Source organism: Pseudomonas sp. GW823-FHT02F05, from assembly GCF_058797315.1.
On record NZ_JBXAJM010000002.1, the window covers coordinates 560,500 to 583,364 of the forward strand.

15 protein-coding genes are annotated in these 22,865 nt (G+C 62.0%); 6 read left to right on the top strand and 9 right to left on the bottom strand.

Going from position 1 to position 22,865, the window contains the following annotated elements; genetic code table 11:
- Positions 1-4: 4 nt before the first annotated feature.
- Entirely contained in the window at positions 5-1,363 is a 1,359-nt protein-coding gene (locus AC1RAC_RS04950) for a glutamine synthetase family protein (RefSeq protein ID WP_014718136.1), read from the bottom strand.
- A 137-nt stretch (positions 1,364-1,500) separates the two neighbouring features.
- Between AC1RAC_RS04950 and AC1RAC_RS04955 the strand changes: the two genes are divergently transcribed.
- Positions 1,501-2,397 (top strand): helix-turn-helix domain-containing protein, encoded by an 897-nt coding sequence (locus AC1RAC_RS04955; RefSeq protein ID WP_057977162.1) that lies wholly within the window; start codon positions 1,501-1,503, stop codon positions 2,395-2,397.
- A gap of 59 nt (positions 2,398-2,456) precedes the next feature.
- Here the strand turns inward: AC1RAC_RS04955 and AC1RAC_RS04960 are convergent, their stop codons facing one another.
- The 3 genes from AC1RAC_RS04960 to AC1RAC_RS04970 are packed head-to-tail and all read right to left on the bottom strand — an operon-like array spanning position 2,457 to position 5,591.
- A complete protein-coding gene (locus AC1RAC_RS04960) occupies positions 2,457-3,560 on the bottom strand; it encodes an acetoin dehydrogenase dihydrolipoyllysine-residue acetyltransferase subunit (RefSeq protein WP_072447702.1) in 1,104 nt (367 codons plus the stop codon).
- Positions 3,557-4,576, bottom strand: coding sequence for an alpha-ketoacid dehydrogenase subunit beta (locus AC1RAC_RS04965; protein WP_054896571.1), 1,020 nt, complete (start codon positions 4,574-4,576; stop codon positions 3,557-3,559). Before AC1RAC_RS04965 ends, AC1RAC_RS04960 begins: the two co-directional genes overlap by 4 nt.
- 37 nt (positions 4,577-4,613) lie before the next feature.
- Entirely contained in the window at positions 4,614-5,591 is a 978-nt protein-coding gene (locus AC1RAC_RS04970; RefSeq protein ID WP_492616313.1) for a thiamine pyrophosphate-dependent dehydrogenase E1 component subunit alpha, read from the bottom strand.
- 307 nt (positions 5,592-5,898) lie between these two features.
- Here AC1RAC_RS04970 and AC1RAC_RS04975 point away from each other — a divergent pair, with 307 nt between their 5' ends.
- Entirely contained in the window at positions 5,899-7,761 is a 1,863-nt protein-coding gene (locus tag AC1RAC_RS04975) for a sigma-54-dependent Fis family transcriptional regulator (RefSeq protein WP_492616314.1), read from the top strand.
- Between the two features lie 41 nt (positions 7,762-7,802).
- Here AC1RAC_RS04975 and AC1RAC_RS04980 read toward each other — a convergent pair whose 3' ends face one another.
- Positions 7,803-8,582: an acetoin reductase gene (locus tag AC1RAC_RS04980; RefSeq protein WP_492616315.1), complete on the bottom strand. Its 780-nt coding sequence runs from the start codon at positions 8,580-8,582 to the stop codon at positions 7,803-7,805.
- Between the two features lie 192 nt (positions 8,583-8,774).
- Here AC1RAC_RS04980 and AC1RAC_RS04985 point away from each other — a divergent pair, with 192 nt between their 5' ends.
- Positions 8,775-10,937, top strand: coding sequence for a TonB-dependent siderophore receptor (locus tag AC1RAC_RS04985; protein WP_492616316.1), 2,163 nt, complete (start codon positions 8,775-8,777; stop codon positions 10,935-10,937).
- Positions 10,938-11,065: 128 nt separating this feature from the next.
- Here AC1RAC_RS04985 and AC1RAC_RS04990 read toward each other — a convergent pair whose 3' ends face one another.
- The 4 genes from AC1RAC_RS04990 to AC1RAC_RS05005 all read right to left on the bottom strand — a co-directional run bounded on the left by AC1RAC_RS04990 (position 11,066) and on the right by AC1RAC_RS05005 (position 15,357).
- Positions 11,066-11,503 carry a carboxymuconolactone decarboxylase family protein gene (locus AC1RAC_RS04990; protein WP_054896576.1) on the bottom strand — a complete coding sequence of 146 codons (438 nt, stop codon included), beginning with the start codon at positions 11,501-11,503 and terminating at the stop codon, positions 11,066-11,068.
- A gap of 93 nt (positions 11,504-11,596) precedes the next feature.
- Entirely contained in the window at positions 11,597-13,042 is a 1,446-nt protein-coding gene (locus AC1RAC_RS04995) for a mechanosensitive ion channel family protein (protein WP_034125785.1), read from the bottom strand.
- 166 nt (positions 13,043-13,208) lie between these two features.
- Positions 13,209-14,075, bottom strand: a complete 867-nt coding sequence (locus AC1RAC_RS05000) for a pirin family protein (protein ID WP_032903535.1) — start codon at positions 14,073-14,075, stop codon at positions 13,209-13,211.
- A gap of 76 nt (positions 14,076-14,151) precedes the next feature.
- The gene (locus tag AC1RAC_RS05005; RefSeq protein ID WP_492616317.1) at positions 14,152-15,357 is read right to left on the bottom strand and encodes a multidrug effflux MFS transporter; all 1,206 of its coding nucleotides are present in this window, start codon (positions 15,355-15,357) and stop codon (positions 14,152-14,154) included.
- A gap of 100 nt (positions 15,358-15,457) precedes the next feature.
- On the opposite strand from AC1RAC_RS05005, the gene AC1RAC_RS05010 reads away from it, so the two are divergent.
- From AC1RAC_RS05010 to AC1RAC_RS05020, 3 genes are all read left to right on the top strand, one after another.
- Positions 15,458-16,564 (top strand): efflux RND transporter periplasmic adaptor subunit, encoded by a 1,107-nt coding sequence (locus AC1RAC_RS05010; protein ID WP_198791726.1) that lies wholly within the window; start codon positions 15,458-15,460, stop codon positions 16,562-16,564.
- Positions 16,565-16,566: 2 nt separating this feature from the next.
- Complete coding sequence (locus tag AC1RAC_RS05015) at positions 16,567-19,641, top strand: efflux RND transporter permease subunit (RefSeq protein ID WP_492616318.1); 3,075 nt, start codon at positions 16,567-16,569, stop codon at positions 19,639-19,641.
- A 128-nt stretch (positions 19,642-19,769) separates the two neighbouring features.
- Positions 19,770-22,865, top strand: a 3,096-nt coding sequence (locus tag AC1RAC_RS05020) for a DUF6531 domain-containing protein (RefSeq protein WP_492616319.1), incomplete at its 3' end; no start/stop codon positions are given.

Below are 22,865 nucleotides of genomic sequence, written 5' to 3' on the forward strand. Positions count from 1 at the left end.
GTTTTCAGACGCTCAACAGCAGGAACTCACGCTCCCACGAACTGATCACCCGCTTGAAATTCTCATGCTCGGCACGCTTGACCGCGACATAGCCGCGCACGAACTTCTCCCCCAGGTACTGCTTGACCGTGTCGCAATCCTCCATGCGCGCCAGCGCATCTTCGAGGGTGAACGGCAGGCGCAGGTTGCGGCGTTCATAGGCGCGGCCTTCCACCGGGGCACTGGGTTCGATGTGCTCGATCATGCCCAGGTAGCCACACAACAAGCTGGCAGCAATCGCCAGGTAAGGATTGGCATCGGCGCCCGGCAGGCGGTTTTCCACGCGCATCGCCTCCGGGCTGGAAGTGGGCACGCGCAAGCCGACGGTGCGGTTCTCTTCGCCCCATTCGACGTTGACCGGCGCCGAGGTATCGGGCAGGAAGCGGCGGAACGAGTTCACATTGGGCGCGAACATCGGCAACAGCTTGGGGATGTACTTCTGCAGGCCGCCGATGTGATGCAGGAACAACGGGCTCATGTTGCCGTCGGCATCGACGAACACCGGTTTGCCGGTGGCAATCTCCACCACGCTCTGGTGCAGGTGCATGGCACTGCCGGGTTCGTCGGCCACCGGCTTGGCCATGAAGGTGGCGGCCACGTTGTGCTTGAGGGCGGCCTCGCGCAAGGTGCGCTTGAACACCGTGATCTGGTCGGCCAGGTCCAGGGCGTCGCCATGACGGAAGTTGATTTCCATCTGCGCGGGGCCGTCTTCGTGGATCAGCGTATCCAGGTCCAGGCCCTGAGCTTCGCACCAGTCATAGACATCTTCGAACAGCGGGTCGAATTCGTTGGCGGCATCAATGGAAAACGACTGGCGCCCGGTTTCGGCACGGCCCGAGCGGCCGATGGGAGTTTTCAACGGCAGGTCCGGATCTTCGCAGCGCTGGGTCAGGTAGAACTCCATTTCCGGCGCGACAATCGGCTGCCAGCCTTGGTCGGTGTAGAGCTGCAGGACTTTCTTCAACACATTGCGCGGCGACAGTTCGATGGGGTTGCCCTGTTTGTCGAAGGTGTCGTGGATCACGATGGCGGTGGGTTCGATGGCCCACGGCACCACGTAAGTGGCGTTGGCGACCGGGCGGCAGATCATGTCGATATCGGCCGGGTCCAGCAGGTCGTAGTAGATATCGTCGTCGACAAAGTCCCCGGTTACCGTTTGCAGCAACACACTTTCCGGCAGGCGCATGCCTCGCTCATGCAGGAACTTGTTGGTGGGTGCGATCTTGCCGCGTGCGATGCCAGTCAAGTCACTGATCACGCATTCGACTTCGGTAATCTTGTGTTCTTTCAGCCAGGTGGACAGCTGATCGAAGGGGGCGTTCATAAGGACCTCGTCTTGGGTGGGATGCGACGCCGGCTTGTACTCCCAGCGCATTGAGGTCTATCTTGGCCCAGCCTTGAAACGGCATCTATCCACTTTGCACGCGGCACAACGCACCAATAGAGTGCGCACGGATCACCATGACACAGGCAACCGCTTTGCGCGTACAGGCCTTCGCCACCGGCGATGTGGCCGCCCAATGCAGTGCGACACCCGGCTGGGTGCAGCAGTACCAGCAGATGTCCCCCGGGCATTTTGCCGGGCGGGTGCGCTACCTCGACCTGCACGGGGTGCAGGTGTACGAAGAGTGCATGAACACCCGGGTGGAGCAGCATTTCAACGCACCTGCCGGCGCCCTGGCGTTTTGTTTCGACGCCAGTGACAACGCGCTGTACCTGCTCAATGGCGAAAGCCGCAACACCTGGATCACCCCGGTAAACTACCGCGAAGTGGCAGTGGTGTTCGGCCCGCAGTTCGTCCAGCGCCAGGGCCTGGATATAGCCAAACTCGAAGGTTTGTTCATGGCACCGCTGACCTGTCGGCAAAATGCGCTGTTCACTCGCTGGCTGAGCGGCACCCTTACGCGCCTGTCGGCACTGACCGACCCCATCAGCCGCGATGCCCTCACCCAGCAACTGCTCGACGACTGCCTGTTTATCCTCGATAACGCCTGCGTGTGCCTGGACGGCAGTTCATTGCAAAAGCGCAATGAAGAACGCCAATTGATGGCGCGCATCGGCGAATGGGCGGCGGATGCACCGGATGAAACCGCCAACCTGTTGGAACTGGCGCAGATTGCGGGTGTGCCGTTGCGCCAATTGCAGCAAGGGTTCAAGACCTACACGGGGATGAGCCCGGCGCAGTGGTTAAGGTTGCGTCGGTTGAACGGGGCGCGGCGTGAGTTGCTGAGCACGACCGACACCACGGTCGCCGAGGTCGCGATGAATTGGTCGTTCTGGCATTTGGGGCGGTTTTCAAACAGCTACCGGGCGCTTTTTCAGGAGCTGCCCAGCGAAACCCTGAAACGCTCCAGCTGAAAAAACACGCTTGACCTTGTGGGAGGGACAGGCCAAACCGTCCCTCCCTTAAACCTCAATCAGGGCTGCGCGTTCAAAAAAGTGGAGATCAGTTGATTGACCTGCTCCGCCGCCTCCAGCTGCACCATATGCCCCTGCCCCGGCAATACATGCACCTGAGCCTGCAGCCCTTGGGCGTGACTTGCCGGGATGATCGCGTCGTCACTGCCCCAGATCACCAGGCTCGGCTGGCGGCCCACCTCGCTGCGAAGATCCAGCATCTGCCGCCCGCCATCGAACAGCCTGTGATCGAGCTGGCGCAACGCTTGATCCACCCCTTCCAGGCGCTTGAATTTGAGCATGTCCTCCAGCATCTGCCGCGTCACCAGCGCAGGGTTACTGAACAGTTGAGTCAATGGCGGCTTGAGCGCGTTACGGTTGTTGGCTTCGACAAAACCTCGCAGGTAATCGCCGTTGATATCGGCACCCAGACCGGCGCTGGCGATCAAGGTGATGGAGGCGATACGTGCAGGCGCCAGGCTGGCGACGGTGAGGGTCACCAGCCCACCCATGGAGTGGCCGGCCAAATGCACACGGTCGAGCGTCAGGTGGTCGAGCAATGCCAGTACGGCGTGACTGAGTTCGGCAGCGTCTCCCGTTTGCAGAGACTTGCCCGACTCCCCGTGCCCCGGCAGGTCCAGGGCAATCACCCGGCGTTCGGCGGCCAGGGCCGGTTGATTGAACAGCCAGTTGTTCAGATCGCCCCCGAAGCCGTGCACCAACACCAGCGGCGTGCCGCCCTCGCCCATGTCCAGATAACGCAGCAAGCGCCCGCCTACCTCGACTTTTTGTGCGCTGGGGCCGGCCTCTTCGGCTTCGGCGGCACTGGAGACGAACCCGGCGTTGAAGCTTTCGATCACGCTATCGATCTGAGCCTCTGTCGCCTCGCCCTCCACCACAATTCCCAGTAGAGCGCCCACCGGCAGGGTTTCATCACTGAGCGCCAGTACCCGACGCAGCACGCCGCTAAAAGGCGCCTCGACACTGCTGGAGATCTTGTCGGTCTCCACGTCCAGCACTTCCTCGCCCTTTTCCACTCGGTCGCCGGGTTGTTTGAGCCAGACATCGATGCGGCCCTCGGTCATCGACAGGCCCCATTTGGGCATGGTCAGGGTATGAATCATGCGGAAGTCCTCTTGTCGGCGATCTTCATCACGGCGGCCTCGATCTTCGCGGCGTTGGGGATGTACAGGTCTTCCAGAGCATCGGAAAACGGCACCGGGGTGTGCGGCGCGGTGACCATCTCGATGGGAGCGCGCAGGAAAGCGAACCCCCGCTGGGCCACCAGGGCACTGATGTCGGTGGCGACCGAGCAGCGCGGGTTGGATTCGTCGATCACCACCAGGCGCCCGGTTTTCTCGACGCTTTCAAGGATGCTGTCTTCATCCAGCGGGCTGGTGGTGCGCAGGTCCAGCACTTCACAATCAATGCCTTGACGCGCCAGGTTGGCCGCAGCCTCCAGGGCGATATGCAGCATGCGGCCGTAGGTCACCAGCGTCACATCCTTGCCCTCACGCACAAAGTTGGCTTCGCCAAACGGGACCGTGTACAGCTCTTGCGGTACGTCGCCCTGCATGCCGTAGAGCATTTTGTGCTCCAGGAAAATCACCGGGTCATTGTCGCGGATTGCCTGGATCAACATGCCCTTGGCGTCGTAGGGCGTGGCCGGGCATACCACCTTGAGGCCGGGGATATGCGTCCACATGGAGGTGAGCATTTGCGAATGCTGGGCAGCCGCCCGCAAACCGGCGCCGTACATGGCACGGATCACCAGCGGTGTAGTGGTTTTGCCACCGAACATATAGCGGAACTTGGCAGCCTGGTTGAGCAACTGGTCCAGGCAGCAGCCGATGAAGTCGACGAACATCAATTCGCATACTGGGCGCATGCCACGGGTAGCGGCGCCCACCGCCATGCCCACGTAGCCGACCTCAGACAACGGTGCATCCAGCACGCGCCCGGGAAATTGCGGGTGCAAGCCCTTGGTCACGCCGAGCACGCCGCCCCATGCGTCCTGCTCACCGGGGGAACCGGTGCCACCGGCCACATCCTGACCGATGATGAATACGCTCTGGTCACGGCCCATCTCTTGAGCCAAGGCCTCATTGATCGCCTGCTGATAGCTGATTTTACGAGCCATTAGATTCTCTCCACGTCTTGTTTTTATAGGGTTGGTATCAGCGGTAGGCCACGTAAACGTCGCTTAGCAGGTCGGCGGCCTGGGGCTTGGGATCGGTTTTGGCCAGGCGCACGGCGTCTTCGATCAACTGCGCCACTTCACCGTCGATGCGCTCGAACTGCGCTGCGTCCAGCCAGCCTTCGGCATGGCAGCGCTGACGGAACAAGGCCAGGCAATCGGCGCTTTCGCGCAGGTTTTTCACTTCGTCAGCACCGCGATAGGTTTGCGCATCGCCCTCGAAATGCCCGTAGAAACGGCTCAGCTTGACCTCGACCAGTGTCGGCCCGTCGCCTTGGCGCGCCCGCTCCACAGCAACGCCGAGCGCTTCATGCACAGCGAAAAAATCATTGCCGTCGACGATCACACCCGGCATACCAAACCCGGCGGCGCGCTCGGCGATGTCTTTGCATGCCACCGACCAACCGGCGCCAGTGGCCTCGGCATAACCGTTGTTTTCGGCGACAAACAGACACGGCAGCTGCATGATCGACGCCAGGTTCATCGCTTCGAACACGGCACCTTCGTTGGAGCCACCGTCGCCAAAAAATGCCACTGCCACGCCCTGGCACCCCTTGAGCTTGGCAGCCAGCGCCGCCCCCGCGGCCAACGGTGCGCCGGCACCGACAATGCCGTTGGCGCCGAGCATGCCTTTCTCTTGGTCGGCGATGTGCATGGAGCCGCCCTTGCCGCCGCACACGCCGGTTTTCTTGCCATAGATTTCGGCCATCATGCCGAACACGTCGACGCCCTTGGCGATGCAGTGTCCGTGGCCGCGGTGGTTGGACGCGATGCAATCATCGTCATTGAGGTGCGCCATGACGCCAGCGGCGCAGGCTTCCTGACCGGCATACAGGTGAACGAAACCGGGGATCTCGCCGGTGGCGAACTCCACATGCAGGCGTTCTTCGAAATCGCGGATGGTGCGCATCACGGTGTAGGCATGCAGTAACTGATCGGTGCACAGGTGGGTGGACATCTTGTTGTTCTCCAGGTTGTCTCGACGCACAAAAAACTGGCTGCGGCCAGTGCCAAGCTGTTCAGCACAGCTTGTGCCAACCGTCGAGAAAACCTGGCAAAGCCTTGATCCAGAGCCGTGCCACACAGCGATGCCCAGGCAAGTGGTCGACTAAATGTGAGACGCAACCACGCAGTTCGACCCTTGAGTCTCAGCGGCATGAGACGCAGCGTCTCAATGCAGGCGTTGGTCAGGGTGCCCTTGTCCGTCGGCGCACATGCGCGCTTAATGACGCGCATAACAACAAAGCTTGAGAACCGGAGGCTTTATGCTCGCCATGAACTCCAGGGAGCATGTCGACTGTGTCAGTCGCGTGGTCCGCAATGCCGAGCGCCTGCCCCAGGCGCCCGTGCCGTCGCTGATCTTCGATTCGTGGCGGCGGTCCATGGAGCAACACCGCCTGGACCCCGGCTCCCTGCAAGGTCCACGTATCCTCAGCGAACCCTTGCTCAAGGAATGCCGCGAGCGCGCCGAGCTGTTCATGCGCATCGCCGGCGAAGAAGTCGCACAGTTGCACCATCGCGTGCGCCATGCCGACTACTGCGTGATGCTCACCGACGCCCAGGGCCAGACCATCGATCACCGTGTCGATGCGAGCATTCGCACCGACTGCCGCAAGGCCGGCCTTTACCTGGGCACCTGCTGGTCGGAAGCCGAGGAAGGCACCTGCGGCGTGGCCACGGTGCTGACCAGTAAAACAGCGGTGACGGTGCACAAGCGTGATCACTTTCGCGCAGCGTTTATCGGCCTGACGTGTTCGGCTGCGCCCATCTTCGACCCGCAGGGCCACCTGTTGGGTGTGCTGGATGTCTCGGCGCTCAAGTCGCCGGATGACCGCGGCAGCCAGCACCTGATACGGCAGATGGTGGCGCAGAGCGCCCAGGCCATCGAAAACGCTTTTTTCATGCACAGCGCCCGGCAGCACTGGGTATTACAAGCCCATAGCACTCCAGGCTTTGTCGACAGCCAACCCGACCTGCTGCTGGCCTGGGACCAGGACGGACGTCTGCACGCCTTGAACAGCAAGGCGCGTCAAGCCCTGCGCTTGCGCTTTGGCCAACTGCCTGAGCATATCGGCGAAGTGTTCGATGTGGATGCATTGCGTGCAGCCACTGATCAGTCAACCCGGCAGTTGCACTGGCTGGGCAAGCCCGACGCGGTACACGTGAGGGTCAATGCACCCCGACGCCCCTCGGTTCGGGCGCTGCCAGAGACTCAAGTCGACCCGCGGATCCAGGAGCACCTGCGCTTGGCTGCGCGGGTCAAGGACCGCAACCTGCCCGTGCTGGTGCAAGGTGAAACCGGCGTCGGCAAAGAAGTCTTCGCCCGCCAGTTGCATGAGCACAGCACGCGCCGGGACGGGCCGTTTGTGGCGGTGAACTGCGCGGCGATTCCCGAAAGCCTGATTGAAAGCGAGCTGTTCGGCTATTCGCCCGGCGCCTTCACCGGAGCGTCCAGCAAAGGCATGAGCGGGCTGCTACTGAAAGCCGACGGCGGTACGTTGTTCCTCGACGAAATCGGCGATATGCCGCTGGCGTTGCAGACACGGTTGCTGAGGGTGCTGGCCGAGGGTGAAGTCGCGCCGTTGGGCGCAGCGAAAACCCGCGTGGTGAACATTCAGGTGATCTGCGCCAGCCACCGCGATTTGGCGGCGCTGGTCAGCGCGGGCCGATTCCGTGAAGACCTGTACTTTCGCCTGGGTTGTGCGCGTTTCTGCCTGCCACCGTTGCGCGAACGCACCGATAAGCTGGCCCTGATCAATCGGCTGTTGGAGCAAGAGGCGCGTAACAGTGGCGTGTCGTTGGGCATCGGCCAGGCCGCACTGCAATTGCTGCTGGGTTATGCGTGGCCGGGCAATGTGCGGCAACTGCGGCATGTGCTGGCGTACGCCTGTGCGGTGTGCGAAGGGACTACGCTGCAAGTGGCGGATTTGCCGATTGATATCCGGGGCGAGCAGCCTCAAGGGCTGGCCGAACAGAGCGCCAGCCCCGAGCGTCAAATGGTTCTGGATGCGTTGATTCGCCATCGCTGGAAACCCTCACCTGCGGCACAGGCCCTGGGGATTTCAAGGGCAACCCTGTACCGACGCGTGAACCAGCTGGGTATTGATATGCCCGGCAAAACCCACTGATACAAGGGATCGACTCCCACGCAGGCGAGTCGACCACGCTGTCAGCGGTAGACCAGGCCACCGTCGATCAACGGCGCCTGCCCGGTCATATAGTCTGCGTCCGGGCCTGCCAGAAATGCCACAAACCCCGCCACATCCTCCGGCGTTTGCGCACGGCCCAAGGCAATCCCATCCACGTACTGCTTGTAGGTTGCCCCCACCTGCGCCCCGGTAATCTCGGCCATGCGCTTGTCGATCTCAACCCACATATCGGTGCCCACCACACCGGGGCAATAGGCGTTTACCGTGATCCCCGCGCTCGCCAGTTCCTTGGCCGCCGCCTGGGTCAAGGCGCGCACCGCGAATTTGCTCGCCGAGTAGACCCCTAACAACGCAAAGCCTTCATGCCCTGCGATTGAACAAGCATTGATGATTTTGCCCTTGTGCTTGAGTGCCTTGAATTTGTTGGCGGCCGCCTGGATCCCCCAAAGCACGCCCTTGACGTTGATATCCAGGGTGCGCTCGACCTGCTGCGGGCTGACATAGAGCAATGAGTCGATCTGCGCCACTCCGGCGTTATTGACGATGATGTCGAATCCGCCCAGCGTCTGGTGGGCATGCTCTACCGCAGCCGTCACCTGTTCGCGTCTGGATACATCAGCGATGAACACAGAGGCTTTGCGGCCGGTGGCGACGATTTCGGCGGCCACGGCGTTGAGCTTGGCGCCGTCAATGTCCACCAACGCGACATCGGCGCCGTCCTGTGCAAGGCGCATGGCAATAGCCCGGCCTATGCCCTGCCCGGCGCCGGTGACCAGCGCGACTTTACCTGCGATACCCATGACAATCTCCTGAAACGATGAGGGGAGCCTTGTCTATCGCAAGTCGGCGCCTGGCTGTCGAGCCGTAACAGGATCGGCATCGGAGCTGAGACGGGTTGTCTCGCCGCATGAACCTTGCGCGAAAGCTTGTAAAAGGCCGCGCTTATGCCTAGCTTAGGCGCCCCCCCGCCCAGCGCTTTAAGGCCTTGCCCCATGGTTTTGCGTTTTCGCCCCGTCGTCACTTCACGTTTCGCCCTCGGCCTGTTGCTCAGTGGCGGCATCGGCAGCAGCCTGGCCGCCGAGATCGAGTTGCCGACGGTAAAGGTCCAGGGCCAGGATGAGTCGGGCTACCGCAGTGAAACCGCGTCGGTGGGCGGCTTTGATGAAGCGCCGCTGTTGGACACCCCCGCCTCGATCACCGTGATCAACGCCGCGCTGATCAAGGACCAGCAGGCACGCTTGCTCAGTGAAGTGCTGCGCAACGATGCCTCGGTTGGCGACAGTTACGCGCCCATCGGCTATTACGAAAACTTCGTGGTGCGCGGCTTCTCGCTGAATGCAGCCAGCAGCTACAAGATCAACGGGCGCACCATCACCGGCGAGCAGAACGTCGCGCTGGAAAACAAGCAGCAGGTGGAAGTGCTCAAGGGCCTGGCGGGTTTGCAGAGCGGCATTTCCGAGCCCAGCGGGGTGATCAACTACGTGACCAAACGCCCCCAGGATGTGCGCTCGGTGACGGTGTCCACCGATGATCGCGGCAGCGGTTATATCGCCACCGATGTCGGCGGCTGGTTTGGCAGCGAGCAGCAGTTCGGCCTGCGCGTCAACGTCGCCCATGAAGACCTCAATGCCTATGTGGAACACGCCAACGGCCAGCGCGATTTCGTGTCCCTGGCCTTTGACTGGAACATCAGCCCCGACGCCGTGCTGCAACTGGACGCCGAATACCAGAACAAGCAACAGCGTTCGGTACCGGGGTATCAACTGCTGGGGGGCACCGAAGTGCCCCACGGTGCTTCACCGAAGAAGCTGTTGGGGCACCAGACGGGCGGCAAGCAGGTCGGGATTGATTCGCTGAACCTCAACGGCAAGTTCGAGTACCGTTTCAGCGATCAGTGGAAAGGCAGTGTCAGCGCGGCGCGTAGCAAGGTGGTGATTGATGACTACAGCTCGTTTGCCTGGGGTTGCTATGGTTCGGCCAGTTGCAGTGCCGCCAGCGTGCCGAACTACTTCAGCCCCGAAGGCAATTACGACGTCTACGACTACCGCAGCCCGGACGACACTCGCCGCGACGACGAAATCCAGGCGGCCATGACCGGCCTCTTCGACACTGCCGGCATCGGCCATGAACTGACCTTTGGCAGCAGCGCGTTTCGCCGAGTGATCGACAAACGCAAGTCGGTCAACGAATTCATCGGCACCGCCAATATCAACGAAGAGGTGCCGAGCTTTCCCCCGACCGACAAGCCGTTGAACGACAGCCACCGCAACCTCGACAGCCGCCAGTACGGGCTGTTCGTCACCGACCGCATCCGCTTCAACGAGCACTGGCAAACCATCCTCGGCGGCCGTGAAGTGCGCCTGGACGAAAAAGCCTTCGACAGCGTCACTGGCAACCAGACACGCCACACCCAACAGTACGTGTTCCTGCCCCAGGCCTCGTTGATCTACAAGCCAGTGGACAACGTTTCGCTGTACACCAGCTACAGCAAGGGCCTGTCCCTGGGCGGCACCGCGCCGTGGTTTGCAAACAATGCCGATGAAACACTCGCCCCCACCGTCTCGCGCCAGATCGAAGCCGGGGTGAAATACGACTGGCGCCGTATCAGCTTCGCCGCCGCTGTATTCCAGACGCGCCAGGCTTACCAGTACGCCAAGCCCGAAGGTGGCACGTTCAACTACGTGCAGCAGGGCCAGCAAAAAAACACCGGCATTGAACTGTCCGCCAACGGCTGGGCCACCGACCGTCTGCAGATCACCACCAGCGTGGCCGCGATCCGAGCGCGGGTGAGCGGTAGCGGCACGCCGGAATACGAAGGCCACCAGGCGATCAACGTGCCCAAGCTGCGCGCCAGCGTGTACGCCGACTACGCCCTGCCCTGGGTCAACGGCCTGGCGGTATTGGGCGGCGTGCAATACAGCGCCAAGAAGTCTGCCAATCGCACCGGCAACGTGGAAGTGGGCGACTACGCGGTGGTCAACGTCGGTAGCCGCTACACCACCAAGGTCGATGGCTACGAGACCGTGTTTCGCCTGAGCGTCGATAACCTGTTCGACAAGCGCTACTGGCGCGACGCGGGCGAGTATATGGGCGATGACTACCTGTTCCAGGGCGCACCGCTGACGGCGCGCCTGAGTGCTTCAGTAAATTTCTGAACCTGCGACTCTGTGGCGAGGGAGCTTGCTCCCGCTGGGGTGCGAAGCGCCCCTAAAAATCCGGCTCCAGCTTCGCTGTCGAGCGGGAGCAAGCTCCCTCGCCACAAAAAGCAGCAACTCTCTGATCGTTACTTGGGCATCTTGCGAAAGCCCACCGCCAGGCGGTTCCAGCTGTTGATGGTGGCGATGGCGACGCTCAGGTCGACTTGCTCCTGTGGGCTGAACTGCGCAGCCAAGGCGTTGAAGTCTTCGTCGGGGGCGTGGGTGTGGCTGAGCAGGGTCAGGCTTTCGGCCCAGGCCAGGGCAGCACGCTCGCGCGGCGTGAAGAACGGGGTTTCACGCCAGGCCGACAGGGTGTACAGGCGCCGCTCGGTTTCGCCGCCCTTGCGTGCATCGGCGGTGTGCATGTCCAGGCAGAACGCGCAGCCGTTGATCTGCGAAACGCGCAGGCGCACCAGTTCCAGCAGTGGCAGTTCGATGGAAAGTTTGCCGACCGCCGCTTCCAGGGCGAGCATGGCTTTCATGGCGTCTGGGGAAGCGGTGTAGAAATCGGTACGGGTTTGCATGGTGAATCTCCAGAACGTTGGGATAGGTGCGCAGAGTAGTCAGCGCAGCGTTCTGGAGAAATAGCCAATCCGGGCGAAGAACAGGTGACCAATCTACAGGCCGCGGTTCCTCAGCCACTGGATGAAGCCCTTCTTGACCGGTACCACGGGCGCGTCTTCGGTCAGGGCCTGGGCGGCATGGCGGCGGAAATCCAGGAGCGCCTTCATGGCTTCGCCGATATCATGCCGTGCGTCCAGGCACGGCTTGAGGTATTCATTTTCAATGCGGTAGAGCGTGCAGTAGGTCTTGGCCGAAAAATCCGCCAGCGCCGCCTGGTCGGAGAGGATGCCGGACTCACCGATCACCTCACCAGGGCCCATGCGCCCAGCCTCGAACTTGTGCCCGTCCTTGATCAACAGCACCGAGACCACGCCGGACTCGATGATGAACAGGTGATCGCTGACCTCCCCCGCCGCCAGGATCATCTCACCAGCGCGGTAGGTGTGCAGGGTCATGTTCTGGCTGAAGGTGTCTTTTTCTTCCTGGCGCAAGGTCGAGAAGATCGACGAGCGCTCCAGCAAGGCGCGGGCGCCAGACACCGCAGGCGGCGTGCTGCCTTCGGTGGCGGACAACAGCCCCACGCCCGCCGCCTGCAAATGCCGGTAGGCCAGGTCGTAAAGCTGGTTGCGGGTTTCGCGCTTGAGGCCCATGGCCGGCACAAAGCCGCTGATTTCATATTCCACGCCACTGCCGGTGGACGCTTTGAACGCGACGCTGGGCGCCGGCTGGGCCAGCAACGGCCGGCAGCCCTGCATCGCACGCTCCAGCGCTTCGATCACGGTTTGCGGGCGCGCATGGGGGCTGACTTGCAGGCTGACCGCCAGGCCGAACATGTCCGCCGGACGCGAGAAGTTGATGATCTTGGCCTTGGCCGCCAGGGAGTTGGGGATCACCGCCAGGCTGCCCTGAGAGGTTTGCAGGCGCGTGGCGCGCCAGTCGATATCGGTGACACGGCCTTCGGTGCCGTCGATGGAGATCCAGTCATCGATCTGGTAAGGCTTGGTGGTATTGAGGACGATCCCGGAAAACACATCGCTCAGGGTGCTTTGCAAGGCCAGGCCGACGATGATCGCCACGGCGCCGGAGGTGGCCAGCACGCCCTTGACCGGCAGGTCGAGCACGTAGGCCATGGCGGCGATGATCGCAATGAGGAAAATCACTGCGCCCATCAGGTCCTGCAACAAACGCCCGGTATGGCCGACCCGCTGCATCATCACCGCGCCGAGCAATACCGTGAGGGTGCGCGCGGCGAACAACCACCAGCCGATCTGCAGCGCCGTGGCGGCCAGATGCAAGGTGGTGTCATCGGCATAGGGCGCCGCTTGCATGGGGTTCATGCCGTCGTTGAACAACACGGCACTGAACACCGCGAAAATCACCAGCCGCGCTGCGAGTTTCCAGTTGGCCAGGTTGGGGGAAATAAGGCGCCACACGGCGATGTCGATCAGGATCAACGCCACGGCGCACAGCATCGGGTGATCAGCGATAAATGAGGGCATCCAGGCGACTCCAGGGCGAATGCCGAGAAGATCGCATGAAATCAGAAACCTGGAAACAAAATGTAGGAGCTGGCTTGCCTGCGATGCAAACACCGCGGTGTATCAGCTACACCAGGGTGATGCTATCGCAGGCAAGCCAGCTCCCACAGGAGGTTGCGGTGAACCGTCAGGCGTGCATCTGCCCGAATTTGCCCGACTGGAAGTCGGCAAATGCCTGGTGAATCTCCTGCTCGGTGTTCATCACGAACGGACCGTGCCCGACGATGGGCTCGTCGATGGGTTCGCCGCTGAGCAGCAGCACCTTGGCGTCGTCGTTGGACTCCAGGGTCAGTTGCTTACCGTCGCGCTCGAACAGGGCCAATTGCCCCTGGCGTGCGACTTCTTCGCCATTGATCAACAACGTGCCGCTGAGCACCACCAAGGCGGTGTTACGCCCGGCGTGCAGGTCCAGCGTGACCGCTTTACCGGCGTTGAGGCGCAAGTCCCATACGTCTATCGGCGTGAAGGTGCGGGCCGGGCCTTGAGTACCGGCAAATTTCCCGGCGATCAGGCGCAGGTGGCCGGCGTCGTTTGCCAATGGCAGCACTGGAATGTCGCCATCGACGATGGTCTGGTAACCGGCATCCGCCATTTTGTCCTTGGCCGGCAGGTTGACCCACAGTTGCACCATCTCCAGTGCGCCGCCACTACGGGCGAAGTCTTGGGAGTGAAACTCTTCGTGCAGGATCCCTTTGGCTGCGGTCATCCATTGCACATCGCCCGGGCCGATTTTGCCGCCGGCACCGGTAGAATCGCGGTGCTCGACTTCGCCGTTGTAGACGATGGTCACGGTTTCAAAACCGCGATGCGGGTGCTGGCCGACGCCGCGACGTTGTTCAGTCGGGGTGAATTCGGCTGGACCTGCGTGATCCAGCAACAGGAATGGGCTGATGTGCTTGCCCATGGTGTCGTAGGAAAACAGCGTGCGTACCGGAAAGCCATCACCGACCCAGTGGGCGCGGGGGCTGGTGTAGATACCAATCAGCTTTTTCATGGTGTACCTCCAAAGTGAGTACACCTTAAATCGCCTCACCCTTGAGCACTAGCCGGTAAAAATGGCCCTGATCGTTCTATATATAGGACAGCGTTTTAACCTGGCGTTGGCGCAGCAGTTGAAAGGCAACCAGTGCCGACAGTGCAAACCCGGCCTGGATAACGATCATCGGCGCGGCACTGCCATCGCGTAACTGGCTCAGCAGCAACCCGCTGCACGTGGCGCCGAACATCTGTGCAAATCCCATGAGCCCGGCGGCTAAACCCGCACGGTGCGCATTGGGCATCACGGCCCCGGTAACGGATCCCGGCAGCACCAGGCCGCCGCCGAGCGTGACCAGGGCGATGGGAATATCCAGCCCCACTACCGACAACCCGAACACCAGGTAAATCGCCAGGGCTGCCACCCCGCCCACCGCCACCATCGTCACACCCATCGCCACAATGCGCTGCGGCCCCAGGCGCTGAATGTTACGCCGGGTGTAGGTGGAGCCGACGATCAGCATCGACACAATCAGCCCGAAGTTGAGCCCGTATTCAAGGCTGCTGAACCCCAGCAGATTGATAAACACCGCCGATGAACCCGCGATCACCGCAAACATCGCGCCATAGGTACACGCCAGGGCCACCGCGTAAGCACGATACTGGCGCCCCTTGAGCAGATCCAGATACTGCCCGCCGAGGGTGCGCCAGTGTGCGGCCCTGGGGTCGAGGTGATGATTGCTCTCGCGAAAGAACAGCAGCGCCAGCAATAACACCAGGCTGCCGATCACCAACGCCAGGGCGATGGGCGCACGCCACCCCAGTAATTTGATCAGCAAGCCCCCTGCTATCGGCGCAACGACGATGGCATACAACATGCCGATCATCGTCAGCGCCAGGGCCGGGCCTGCCTCGGCTTTCCACACATCGCGCACCACGGTGCGCGCTAGTACCAGCGCGGCGCACGCGCCCAGGCCTTGCAACACCCGAGCGGCGATAAACTGCTGGATGTCGGTGACCAGCAGCATCGCCAGCGTCGCCACTACGTAGAGCGTCAGGCCCCCGATCAAGACTGGCCGCCGGCCGATGCGATCCGACAGCGGCCCGAACAGTAGCTGCCCCAGGCCAAACGCAGCAACGAATGCCGACAGCGCCATCAGTGCCGAGCCTTGCGGCGCCTGCAGCGCGTGCTCGATGGCACCCAGGCCGGGGATGATCAGTTGCGTCGAGACTTCACCCAATGCGGTGAGGGCAACCAGCAAGAACAGCAAGCTGCGTGAGGGTGCCGGGGCGTTTGCCATGGGGAGTATCCGGGGGCTGGATTAATTTATATTTCGACAATAATATGAGCGAAAAATTATGTCCATAATTTTTTGCCCTATGGTCACCCTGGAGTTCGTCATGCCCCCTCTCCCCCTGCGCCTTCTCACGCCACTGGCTCTGCTGGTGGTCCTCAGTGGTTGTAACAGCAAGGCCGACAGCGCCGCCCAGGCGCCCACATCGCGCCCGGTGCTGGCCGCCACAGTCGAAGCAGCCGGCACCCAGCAAAGCGCCTATACCGGCGTGGTGGCGGCACGCACTGAAAGCGACCTGGGCTTTCGGGTCAGCGGCAAGGTGATCGAGCGCAAGGTCGACCCCGGCCAGCACGTCTCCCGTGGTGACACCCTGTTGGTGCTGGACATCGGCGACTTCGAACTGGCGCTGCGCTCGGCCAAGAACCGCGTCAACGCCGCCCAGGCCCAACTGCGCCAGCGCCGTGACGATGAAAACCGTTACCAGCGCCTGGCCAGCACCGGCGCGGTGTCGCGGCAGATCTTCGACCAGTCGGCCACCAACCTGCGCGTCGCCCAGGCCGAACTGGCCGCGGCGCAATCGGATGCCAGCCAGATCGAAAACCGTCGCACTTATTCGGTACTCAAGGCCGATGGCGACGGCATCATCACCGACGTGCTGGCCGATCGCGGCCAAGTGGTGGCCGAAGGGCAAACCGTGGCGCGCCTGGCCCATGACGGCGCCCGCGAAGCCATCGTCAACCTGCCGGAGAACCGGCGTGACCTGGCTGCGCAAAAAGCCCTGGCGTTTCCCTTTGGCGCAGCCGACCAGGCCGTGACCGCCACCCTGCGCGAACTGTCCGCCAGCGCCGACCCGGTCACCCGCACCTACCGCGCACGTTACGTGCTGCAGGGTTCGGTCGAGCGTTTCGCCCTCGGCTCCACCATCACCGTGCGCCTGCAAGGCAACGGCCAGCCCCTGCAAACCCGCGTGCCGATTGGCGCCTTGCAGGATGCGGGGCAAGGCACGGGCGTATGGCTGATTGGCGATGATCAAAAGATCAGCTTTGCCCCGGTGAAGGTCGCCAGCCTCGGCCAGGAAGACGCCTTGCTCGACAGCGGCGTAACACCCGGCCAAACCATCGTCGCCCTCGGCGCTCACCTGTTGCACAGCGGCGACACGGTGCGCTTGCTGCCCGCCCAGGCGCTGGCCCTCAACCGTAAGCAGGATCAATGAGTATGCGCGGGATCAACCTCTCCGAATTGGCCGTCAAGCACCGCGCCGTCACCTTGTTCTTGCTGATTGCGATCCTCGTTGCCGGGGTCTTCGCGTTCGGCAAGCTGGGGCGCGCAGAAGACCCTTCGTTTACCGTCAAGGTCATGACCATCACCGCCGCCTGGCCCGGCGCCACCGCCCAGGAGATGCAGGAGCAAGTAGCCGACCGCCTGGAAAAGCGCCTGCAGGAACTGGACTACTACGATCGCGTCGAGACCATCGCCCAGCCAGGCTTTGTGTCGATGCGCATGACCTTCCTGGAGTCCACGCGCCCGAGCGAGATTCAGGAGCTGTTCTACCAGACCCGCAAAAAACTCAGCGACGAAGCCACGCGCCTGCCCAAGGGCGTGATCGGGCCGTTTTTCAACGATGAATATTCCGACGTGTACTTTGCGTTGTACGCCCTGGAAGCCGAACACCTGCCCCATCGCCAACAAGTGCAAATGGCCGAGGAGCTGCGCCAGGGTTTGCTCAACCTGCCAGGGGTGAAAAAGGTCAATATCCTTGGCGAGCAGGCCCAGCGCGTGTTTGTCGAGTTCTCCTATGAGCGCCTGGCGACCCTGGGCATCAGGCCCGAACAGATCTTCGCCGCCCTCGCCGCACAAAATGCCGTGGCGCCCGCAGGCTTCGTCGAAACGGCGGGCGCCCGCGCTTATATCCGCATCGACGGCGCGTTCGACAGCCTCGCGCTGATCGAAAACGTGCCCCTGCAAGTCAATGGCCGCGTATTGCGCATCGCCGATGTGGCCACCGTGAGCCGGGGTTATGAAGACCCGCCCAGTTATCGCATCCGCCATCAGGGCGACCCGGCGTTGATGCTGGGCGTGATCATGGAGAAGCACTGGAACGGCCTGGAACTGGACAAGAGCCTGCAGGCCCAGGAAGCCAGAATCCAGGCCGACCTGCCGCTGGGCGTGAACTTCGCCAAAGTCTCCGACCAGGCGAAAAACATCAGCCTGGCGGTCAACGAGTTCATGCTCAAATTCTTCGTGGCCCTGGCCGTGGTGATGCTGATCAGCCTATTGGCCCTGGGCTTTCGCGTGGGGCTGGTGGTGGCGGCGGCCGTGCCGCTTACGCTGTCGATCGTGTTCGTGATCATGCTGGTCACCGGCCGTGAATTCGATCGCGTGACCCTCGGCGCATTGATCATCTCCCTGGGCCTGTTGGTGGACGACGCGATCATTGCCATCGAGATGATGGTGGTCAAACTCGAAGAAGGCTTTGACCGCATCCACGCGGCCACCTATGCCTGGAGCTCTACGGCGGCGCCGATGCTGACCGGCACCCTGGTCACCATCATCGGTTTTCTGCCGGTTGGGTTTGCGCGCTCCGGGGCGGGTGAGTACGCCGGCAATATCTTCTGGATCGTGGATTTCGCCCTGATTTCATCCTGGCTGGTGGCCGTGGTGTTTACGCCTTACCTGGGCGTGAAGTTGTTGCCGCAGATCAAGCCAGTGCCCGGCGGGCATGATGCGATTTATGCCGGGCGCTACTACCAGAAACTGCGCAGCCTAGTGGAGGCCTGCGTGCGCGGGCGCTGGCTGGTGACCGGCATGGTGGTGGCCGCGTTCGTGGTATGCGGCCTGGGTATGGCGGTGGTGAAGAAACAGTTCTTCCCGGACTCCGACCGCTCGGAGCTGATTCTGGAAGTGTATATGCCACCCGGCAGCGCGCTCAAAAGCACCGAAGCCGTGGCGGCGCAGGTGGAGAAGGCGCTGTTGCAAGAACCGCAGACCAGTATGGTCGACACCTATGTGGGCGGCGGTGCACCGCGGTTTTTCCTGTCGTTGAACCCTGAAATGCCAGACCCGGCGTTCGCCAAGTTGATCGTGCAAACCCCGGACTCCCACGCCCGCGACGCGCTGAAACTGCGGATGCGCGAGCGCATTGCGGCAGGCGAATTTCCGTCGGCGCGGGTACGGGTCACGCAGCTCGTCTTCGGCCCGCCGGTGCCGTTCCCGGTGGTGTTTCGCGTCTCGGGGCCCGACCTGAATGTGCTGCGCGGGCTGTCTGAAGACGTGCGTCAGGTCGTGGCCGGCAACACGCTGACCAGAGACACCTTCCTAGAATGGGGCGAGCGTGCCAGCGGTTATCGCCTGGTGCTGGACCAGGATCGCTTGCGCTTGCTGGGTTTTACCCCCGACGAGGTCAAGTCCCAACTCAACGCCCTGCTCAGCGGCAACCCGATCACCGAAGTTCGCGAAGGCAACCGCACCGTCTCAGTGGTGGCCCGCGCCCAAGGCAGCCAACGCGAAGACCTGGCCAACCTGAACAACATGACGCTGACCAACAGCGCCGGTACGTCGGTGCCGCTGGCACAGGTCGGGCATTTTCAGGCGGTGATGGAAGAACCGATCCTCAAGCGCCGCGACCGCGCCACCACCGTGGAGGTACGCGCCGACATCATCGATGGCGTACAACCGCCCGATGTGGAAATGGCGGTGTACAAAGACCTGCAACCGCTGATCGCCAAGCTGCCCAGCGGTTACAAAATCGACATCGGCGGCCCGGTTGAGGAAAGCGCCAAGGCCAACGTGGCCCTGGCGGCGCTGTTTCCGATCATGATCCTGCTGACCCTCACGGTGATCATGTTCCAGGTGCGCTCATTCGGCGTGATGTTCATGGTGTTCGCTACCGCGCCTTTGGGCCTGATTGGTGCAGTGCCGACCTTGTTGCTGTTCAACCAGCCGTTCGGCTTCAACGCGATCCTGGGCCTGATTGGCATCGGCGGCATTCTGATGCGCAATACGCTGATCTTCACCGACCAGATCCGCCAGAACCAGGACCACGGCATGGCGATTCGCGAGGCCATTATCGAAGCCACCGTGCGGCGTGCCCGCCCAGTGATCCTGACCGCACTGGCGGCGGCGCTGGCGTTCATTCCGTTGACGCTCTCGGTGTTCTGGTCGTCGCTGGCTTATGTGCTGATTGGCGGTGTGCTGGTAGGCACGGTGTTGACGCTGTTGTTTCTGCCGGCGCTGTGCAGCCTGGTACTGCGCGACAAGGTTGCTGAAACGTCCCACGTAACTGCCGGATAAGCTCTACTCCCCTCCGCTTTCCACCGCTGCAAAGTCCCTCGCCTGATCAAACAGTGCGAGGGAGTGCAGATGGTTTTTCCTGTTAGAGACTTGGTTACCTGGCCGCCCCCTGTGGGGAGCCGCCGCGTATGACCCAAGCAGCCCACATTACCTTTATCGAACACGAACTGGATGGTTTCCATAAGAGCCTGGTGGAGTACCGCCAGCAGATGGGCGCCTGGTATTCGCGTGCGCTGGATACGGTCAGTCATGCAGCGGACATGCCTTCGTTGCTGGGTATGGATCGGGTGTTGCGGGTTGGGGATGCACAGCAGTCGGTCGGTCTTGGCGATGCGGACTTTTCCACCGTGGCCCGCTGTCCGGCAGGGGGTGTGCTGAAGATCCAGAGCAGGTTCGAGTCAGCGTACGACGTGCCGATCAGCAATATTCCGGTTGAAGTGATCGGGCTGGATGACGGCAGCTCCAGGGTCATCCTGCTCGACGAGCACGGCGACGGTTTCCACGAATGCGCCGCCGGCGGGCGCTATCAGGTAAGGGTTCAGGGCGGTGTTTCAGCGCAGCAAGTCGATGCCTTGTTTGCTTCCTATGCCGGGCTGACTGCGGATCTGGAGCAATGGCTGCGCGAGCAGTGGCAAGGCTTCAAGCCGCATTGGCAGCAGTCCCCGGCCAGCGCAATAGGCAACGGCGTGCTCGCCGGCAGTTGGGCAGCGATCACGGAGGTGTGGGACAGCATCAAGCAGGTGCAGGCGATTCTTGAAGACCCGCTCAAGTACGTCGAGCAACTGGGTAGCGAGGCGGCGAAGTTGGCGCAAATCGCCACCGATGCGCCCAAGGTCATGGAACAGGCGATGTTGCTGGCCAGTGATGAGGCGGCGCTGTACCTGTTACTGCGCACCGCCATGATCTGGCTGGAGGCGTTACCACCTAGTGAAGTTGCGCAAGCGGCCGCCGGTTTTATGGTATCGCTGCTGATTGACCTGGTGATTGGCGTGGTGTTGACCATCGCGCTGCCGGCAGCGGGCGTAGCGTATTTGAGTATGCGCCTGGTCAAGTACGGTGCGCGGGTGCTTCAGTCAGCCGTGGGTTTCGTGACCGGTGTGCTGACGATCCTCACGAAGTTCATGCAGGCGGTGAACCGCTACAAAGCGGTGGCGGTTCGCGGGGTGGTGGGAGGGCTGAAGCAAGGCACGGTGCAGATGCGCTGGCGGGCGCGACAGAACGCGGTGCTGACGCAGAAAGAGCGTGTGGATGATGTGCCGGCTGTGGCTTCAAATCCTAAAGGCGATGCGGCGGCGCCAGCGGACAAGACCGTTACCAACGGCTGCCCGGTGTCGATGGTCACCGGCGAGGAATTGCTGACCCTTACCGACGGCGCGCTGGATGGGATCTTGCCGTTTGAGTGGACGCGGTTGTACCGCACCAGTGCGGTGGAAGTCGAGTGTGGGTTGGGGTTTGGCTGGAGTCATGGGCTGGCTCATCGGCTGGTGGTGTCGGGCGATTCGGTGGTGTGGACCGACCATGAGAACCGCTCGACTACCCTGCCCTTGCCGACTGCCGCTCGACCTGCGATCACCAATAGCCTGGCCGAAGCGGCGATCTATTTGGGTTCGGCTCCTGATGAACTGGTGCTGGCCCAGGCCTCGCGGTTCTTTCACTTCCGCGATGGTGTGCTGGTCTCGATAAGCGATGCGTATGACAACCGCCTGCGCCTTTTCCGTGATCGTTCAGGGCGGATTGAGCGGCTGGATAACGGCGCGGGTCGCTCGCTGCTGTTGCGTTATGAGTTGGATCGCATCGTTGCGGTGGACTATCAGGTACATCGCGCCAAAGGGCGAGAGCCCTACGTGTGGGAGACCGAGCAAAACGTTGTTTCCTACGCCTATGACGAACACGGACGACTGGTCTGCGCGACCAATGCTGTCGGGGAAAGCGAGCGTTATCGGTACGACGATCAGCACGTCATTCTGGAACGCCAACTGGCCGGTGGGGCGAGTTTCTTTTGGGAATGGGAAGGCACTGGCAAGGCGGCGCGATGTGTGCGGCATTGGGCGAGTTTTTCGCAGATGGACACGCGTTATGCCTGGGGCGATGACGGGCGCGTCACCGTGCATAACGCCGATGGTAGCCAGGAAGTCTATGTCCATGACGACCGGGCGCGCTTGGTGCAGCGCATCGATCCGGACGGCGCTCAGCATTACAAATCTTACGATGACAAAGGCCGACTGACCGTCGAGCAAGACCCGATGGGCGCGGTGACGGCCTATCAGTACGACGATGCCGGACGCTTGGTGGCGCTGTTTCCGGGGGATGATGAGCCAACGTCCTACGAGCATGACAACGGTTTTGTACGGGTTGTCAGGCGTGGGCAGGCGGTCTGGAAATATGAGCGTAATGAACAAGGCGATGTTACGCGTAGGACCGATCCCGATGGAGAGGTTACTGACTACAGCTATGACAAACATGGGCAATTAATTGGGGTTTGGTATCCCGACAGCAGTTGCCATCGACTGGTGTGGAACGAACGCGGGCAACTGCTTGAGGAGCAATTGCCCAATGGTGGGATCAAGCGTTATCGCTATGACGATCTGGGTCGACAGGTTGCCCGTGAGGATGAGCATGGCGCACTAATCCAGTATCAGTGGGACGCCGCAGGACGCTTGCTGAAACTGACCCAGCCAGGCGGTGGTTGTAAGGAGTTCAGCTACAACCCCTACGGCAAAATCATCGCCGAACGCGACGAACTCGGCCACGTCACCCGTTATGAATACGTCGACGGCCTGCACCTGATCAGCCGCCGTCTCAACGCCGACGGCACCCAGGTCAAGTACCGCTACGACAACGCTCGGCTATTGCTCACCGAGATCGAAAACGAAGCCGGCGAAACCTACCAACTCGACTACCACCCCAACGGCCTGATCCAGCAGGAAACCGGCTTCGACGGCCAACGCACCGCCTACGTCTACGACCTCAACGGCAACCTGCTGGAGAAGACCGAATACGGCGACGATAACAGTCAGCTAATCACCCGTTACGAGCGCGACCACGCCGGTCGCCTCGTCCGAAAAACCCTGCCCGATGCCAGCGTTGTCGACTATGCCTACGACCGCCAGGGCAACCTCCTTAGCGTCGAGGACGGCCACTGGGCGCTGGCCTACGAATACGACCGCCAAAACCGCCTCACCGCCGAACACCAGGGCTGGGGCACCCTGCGCTACGGCTACGAC

What these genes read in the sequence shown, in the direction of transcription:
- AC1RAC_RS04990 (WP_054896576.1), bottom strand. Translation starts at nt 11,503, where the DNA reads ATGCAAACCCGTACCGATTTCTACACCGCTTCCCCAGACGCCATGAAA.
- AC1RAC_RS04955 (WP_057977162.1), top strand. Translation starts at nt 1,501, where the DNA reads ATGACACAGGCAACCGCTTTGCGCGTACAGGCCTTCGCCACCGGCGAT.
- AC1RAC_RS04950 (WP_014718136.1), bottom strand. Translation starts at nt 1,363, where the DNA reads ATGAACGCCCCCTTCGATCAGCTGTCCACCTGGCTGAAAGAACACAAG.
- AC1RAC_RS04995 (WP_034125785.1), bottom strand. Translation starts at nt 13,042, where the DNA reads ATGCCCTCATTTATCGCTGATCACCCGATGCTGTGCGCCGTGGCGTTG.
- AC1RAC_RS05005 (WP_492616317.1), bottom strand. Translation starts at nt 15,357, where the DNA reads ATGGCAAACGCCCCGGCACCCTCACGCAGCTTGCTGTTCTTGCTGGTT.
- AC1RAC_RS04985 (WP_492616316.1), top strand. Translation starts at nt 8,775, where the DNA reads ATGGTTTTGCGTTTTCGCCCCGTCGTCACTTCACGTTTCGCCCTCGGC.
- AC1RAC_RS04970 (WP_492616313.1), bottom strand. Translation starts at nt 5,591, where the DNA reads ATGTCCACCCACCTGTGCACCGATCAGTTACTGCATGCCTACACCGTG.
- AC1RAC_RS04975 (WP_492616314.1), top strand. Translation starts at nt 5,899, where the DNA reads ATGCTCGCCATGAACTCCAGGGAGCATGTCGACTGTGTCAGTCGCGTG.
- AC1RAC_RS04960 (WP_072447702.1), bottom strand. Translation starts at nt 3,560, where the DNA reads ATGATTCATACCCTGACCATGCCCAAATGGGGCCTGTCGATGACCGAG.
- AC1RAC_RS05000 (WP_032903535.1), bottom strand. Translation starts at nt 14,075, where the DNA reads ATGAAAAAGCTGATTGGTATCTACACCAGCCCCCGCGCCCACTGGGTC.
- AC1RAC_RS05015 (WP_492616318.1), top strand. Translation starts at nt 16,567, where the DNA reads ATGCGCGGGATCAACCTCTCCGAATTGGCCGTCAAGCACCGCGCCGTC.
- AC1RAC_RS05010 (WP_198791726.1), top strand. Translation starts at nt 15,458, where the DNA reads ATGCCCCCTCTCCCCCTGCGCCTTCTCACGCCACTGGCTCTGCTGGTG.
- AC1RAC_RS04965 (WP_054896571.1), bottom strand. Translation starts at nt 4,576, where the DNA reads ATGGCTCGTAAAATCAGCTATCAGCAGGCGATCAATGAGGCCTTGGCT.
- AC1RAC_RS04980 (WP_492616315.1), bottom strand. Translation starts at nt 8,582, where the DNA reads ATGGGTATCGCAGGTAAAGTCGCGCTGGTCACCGGCGCCGGGCAGGGC.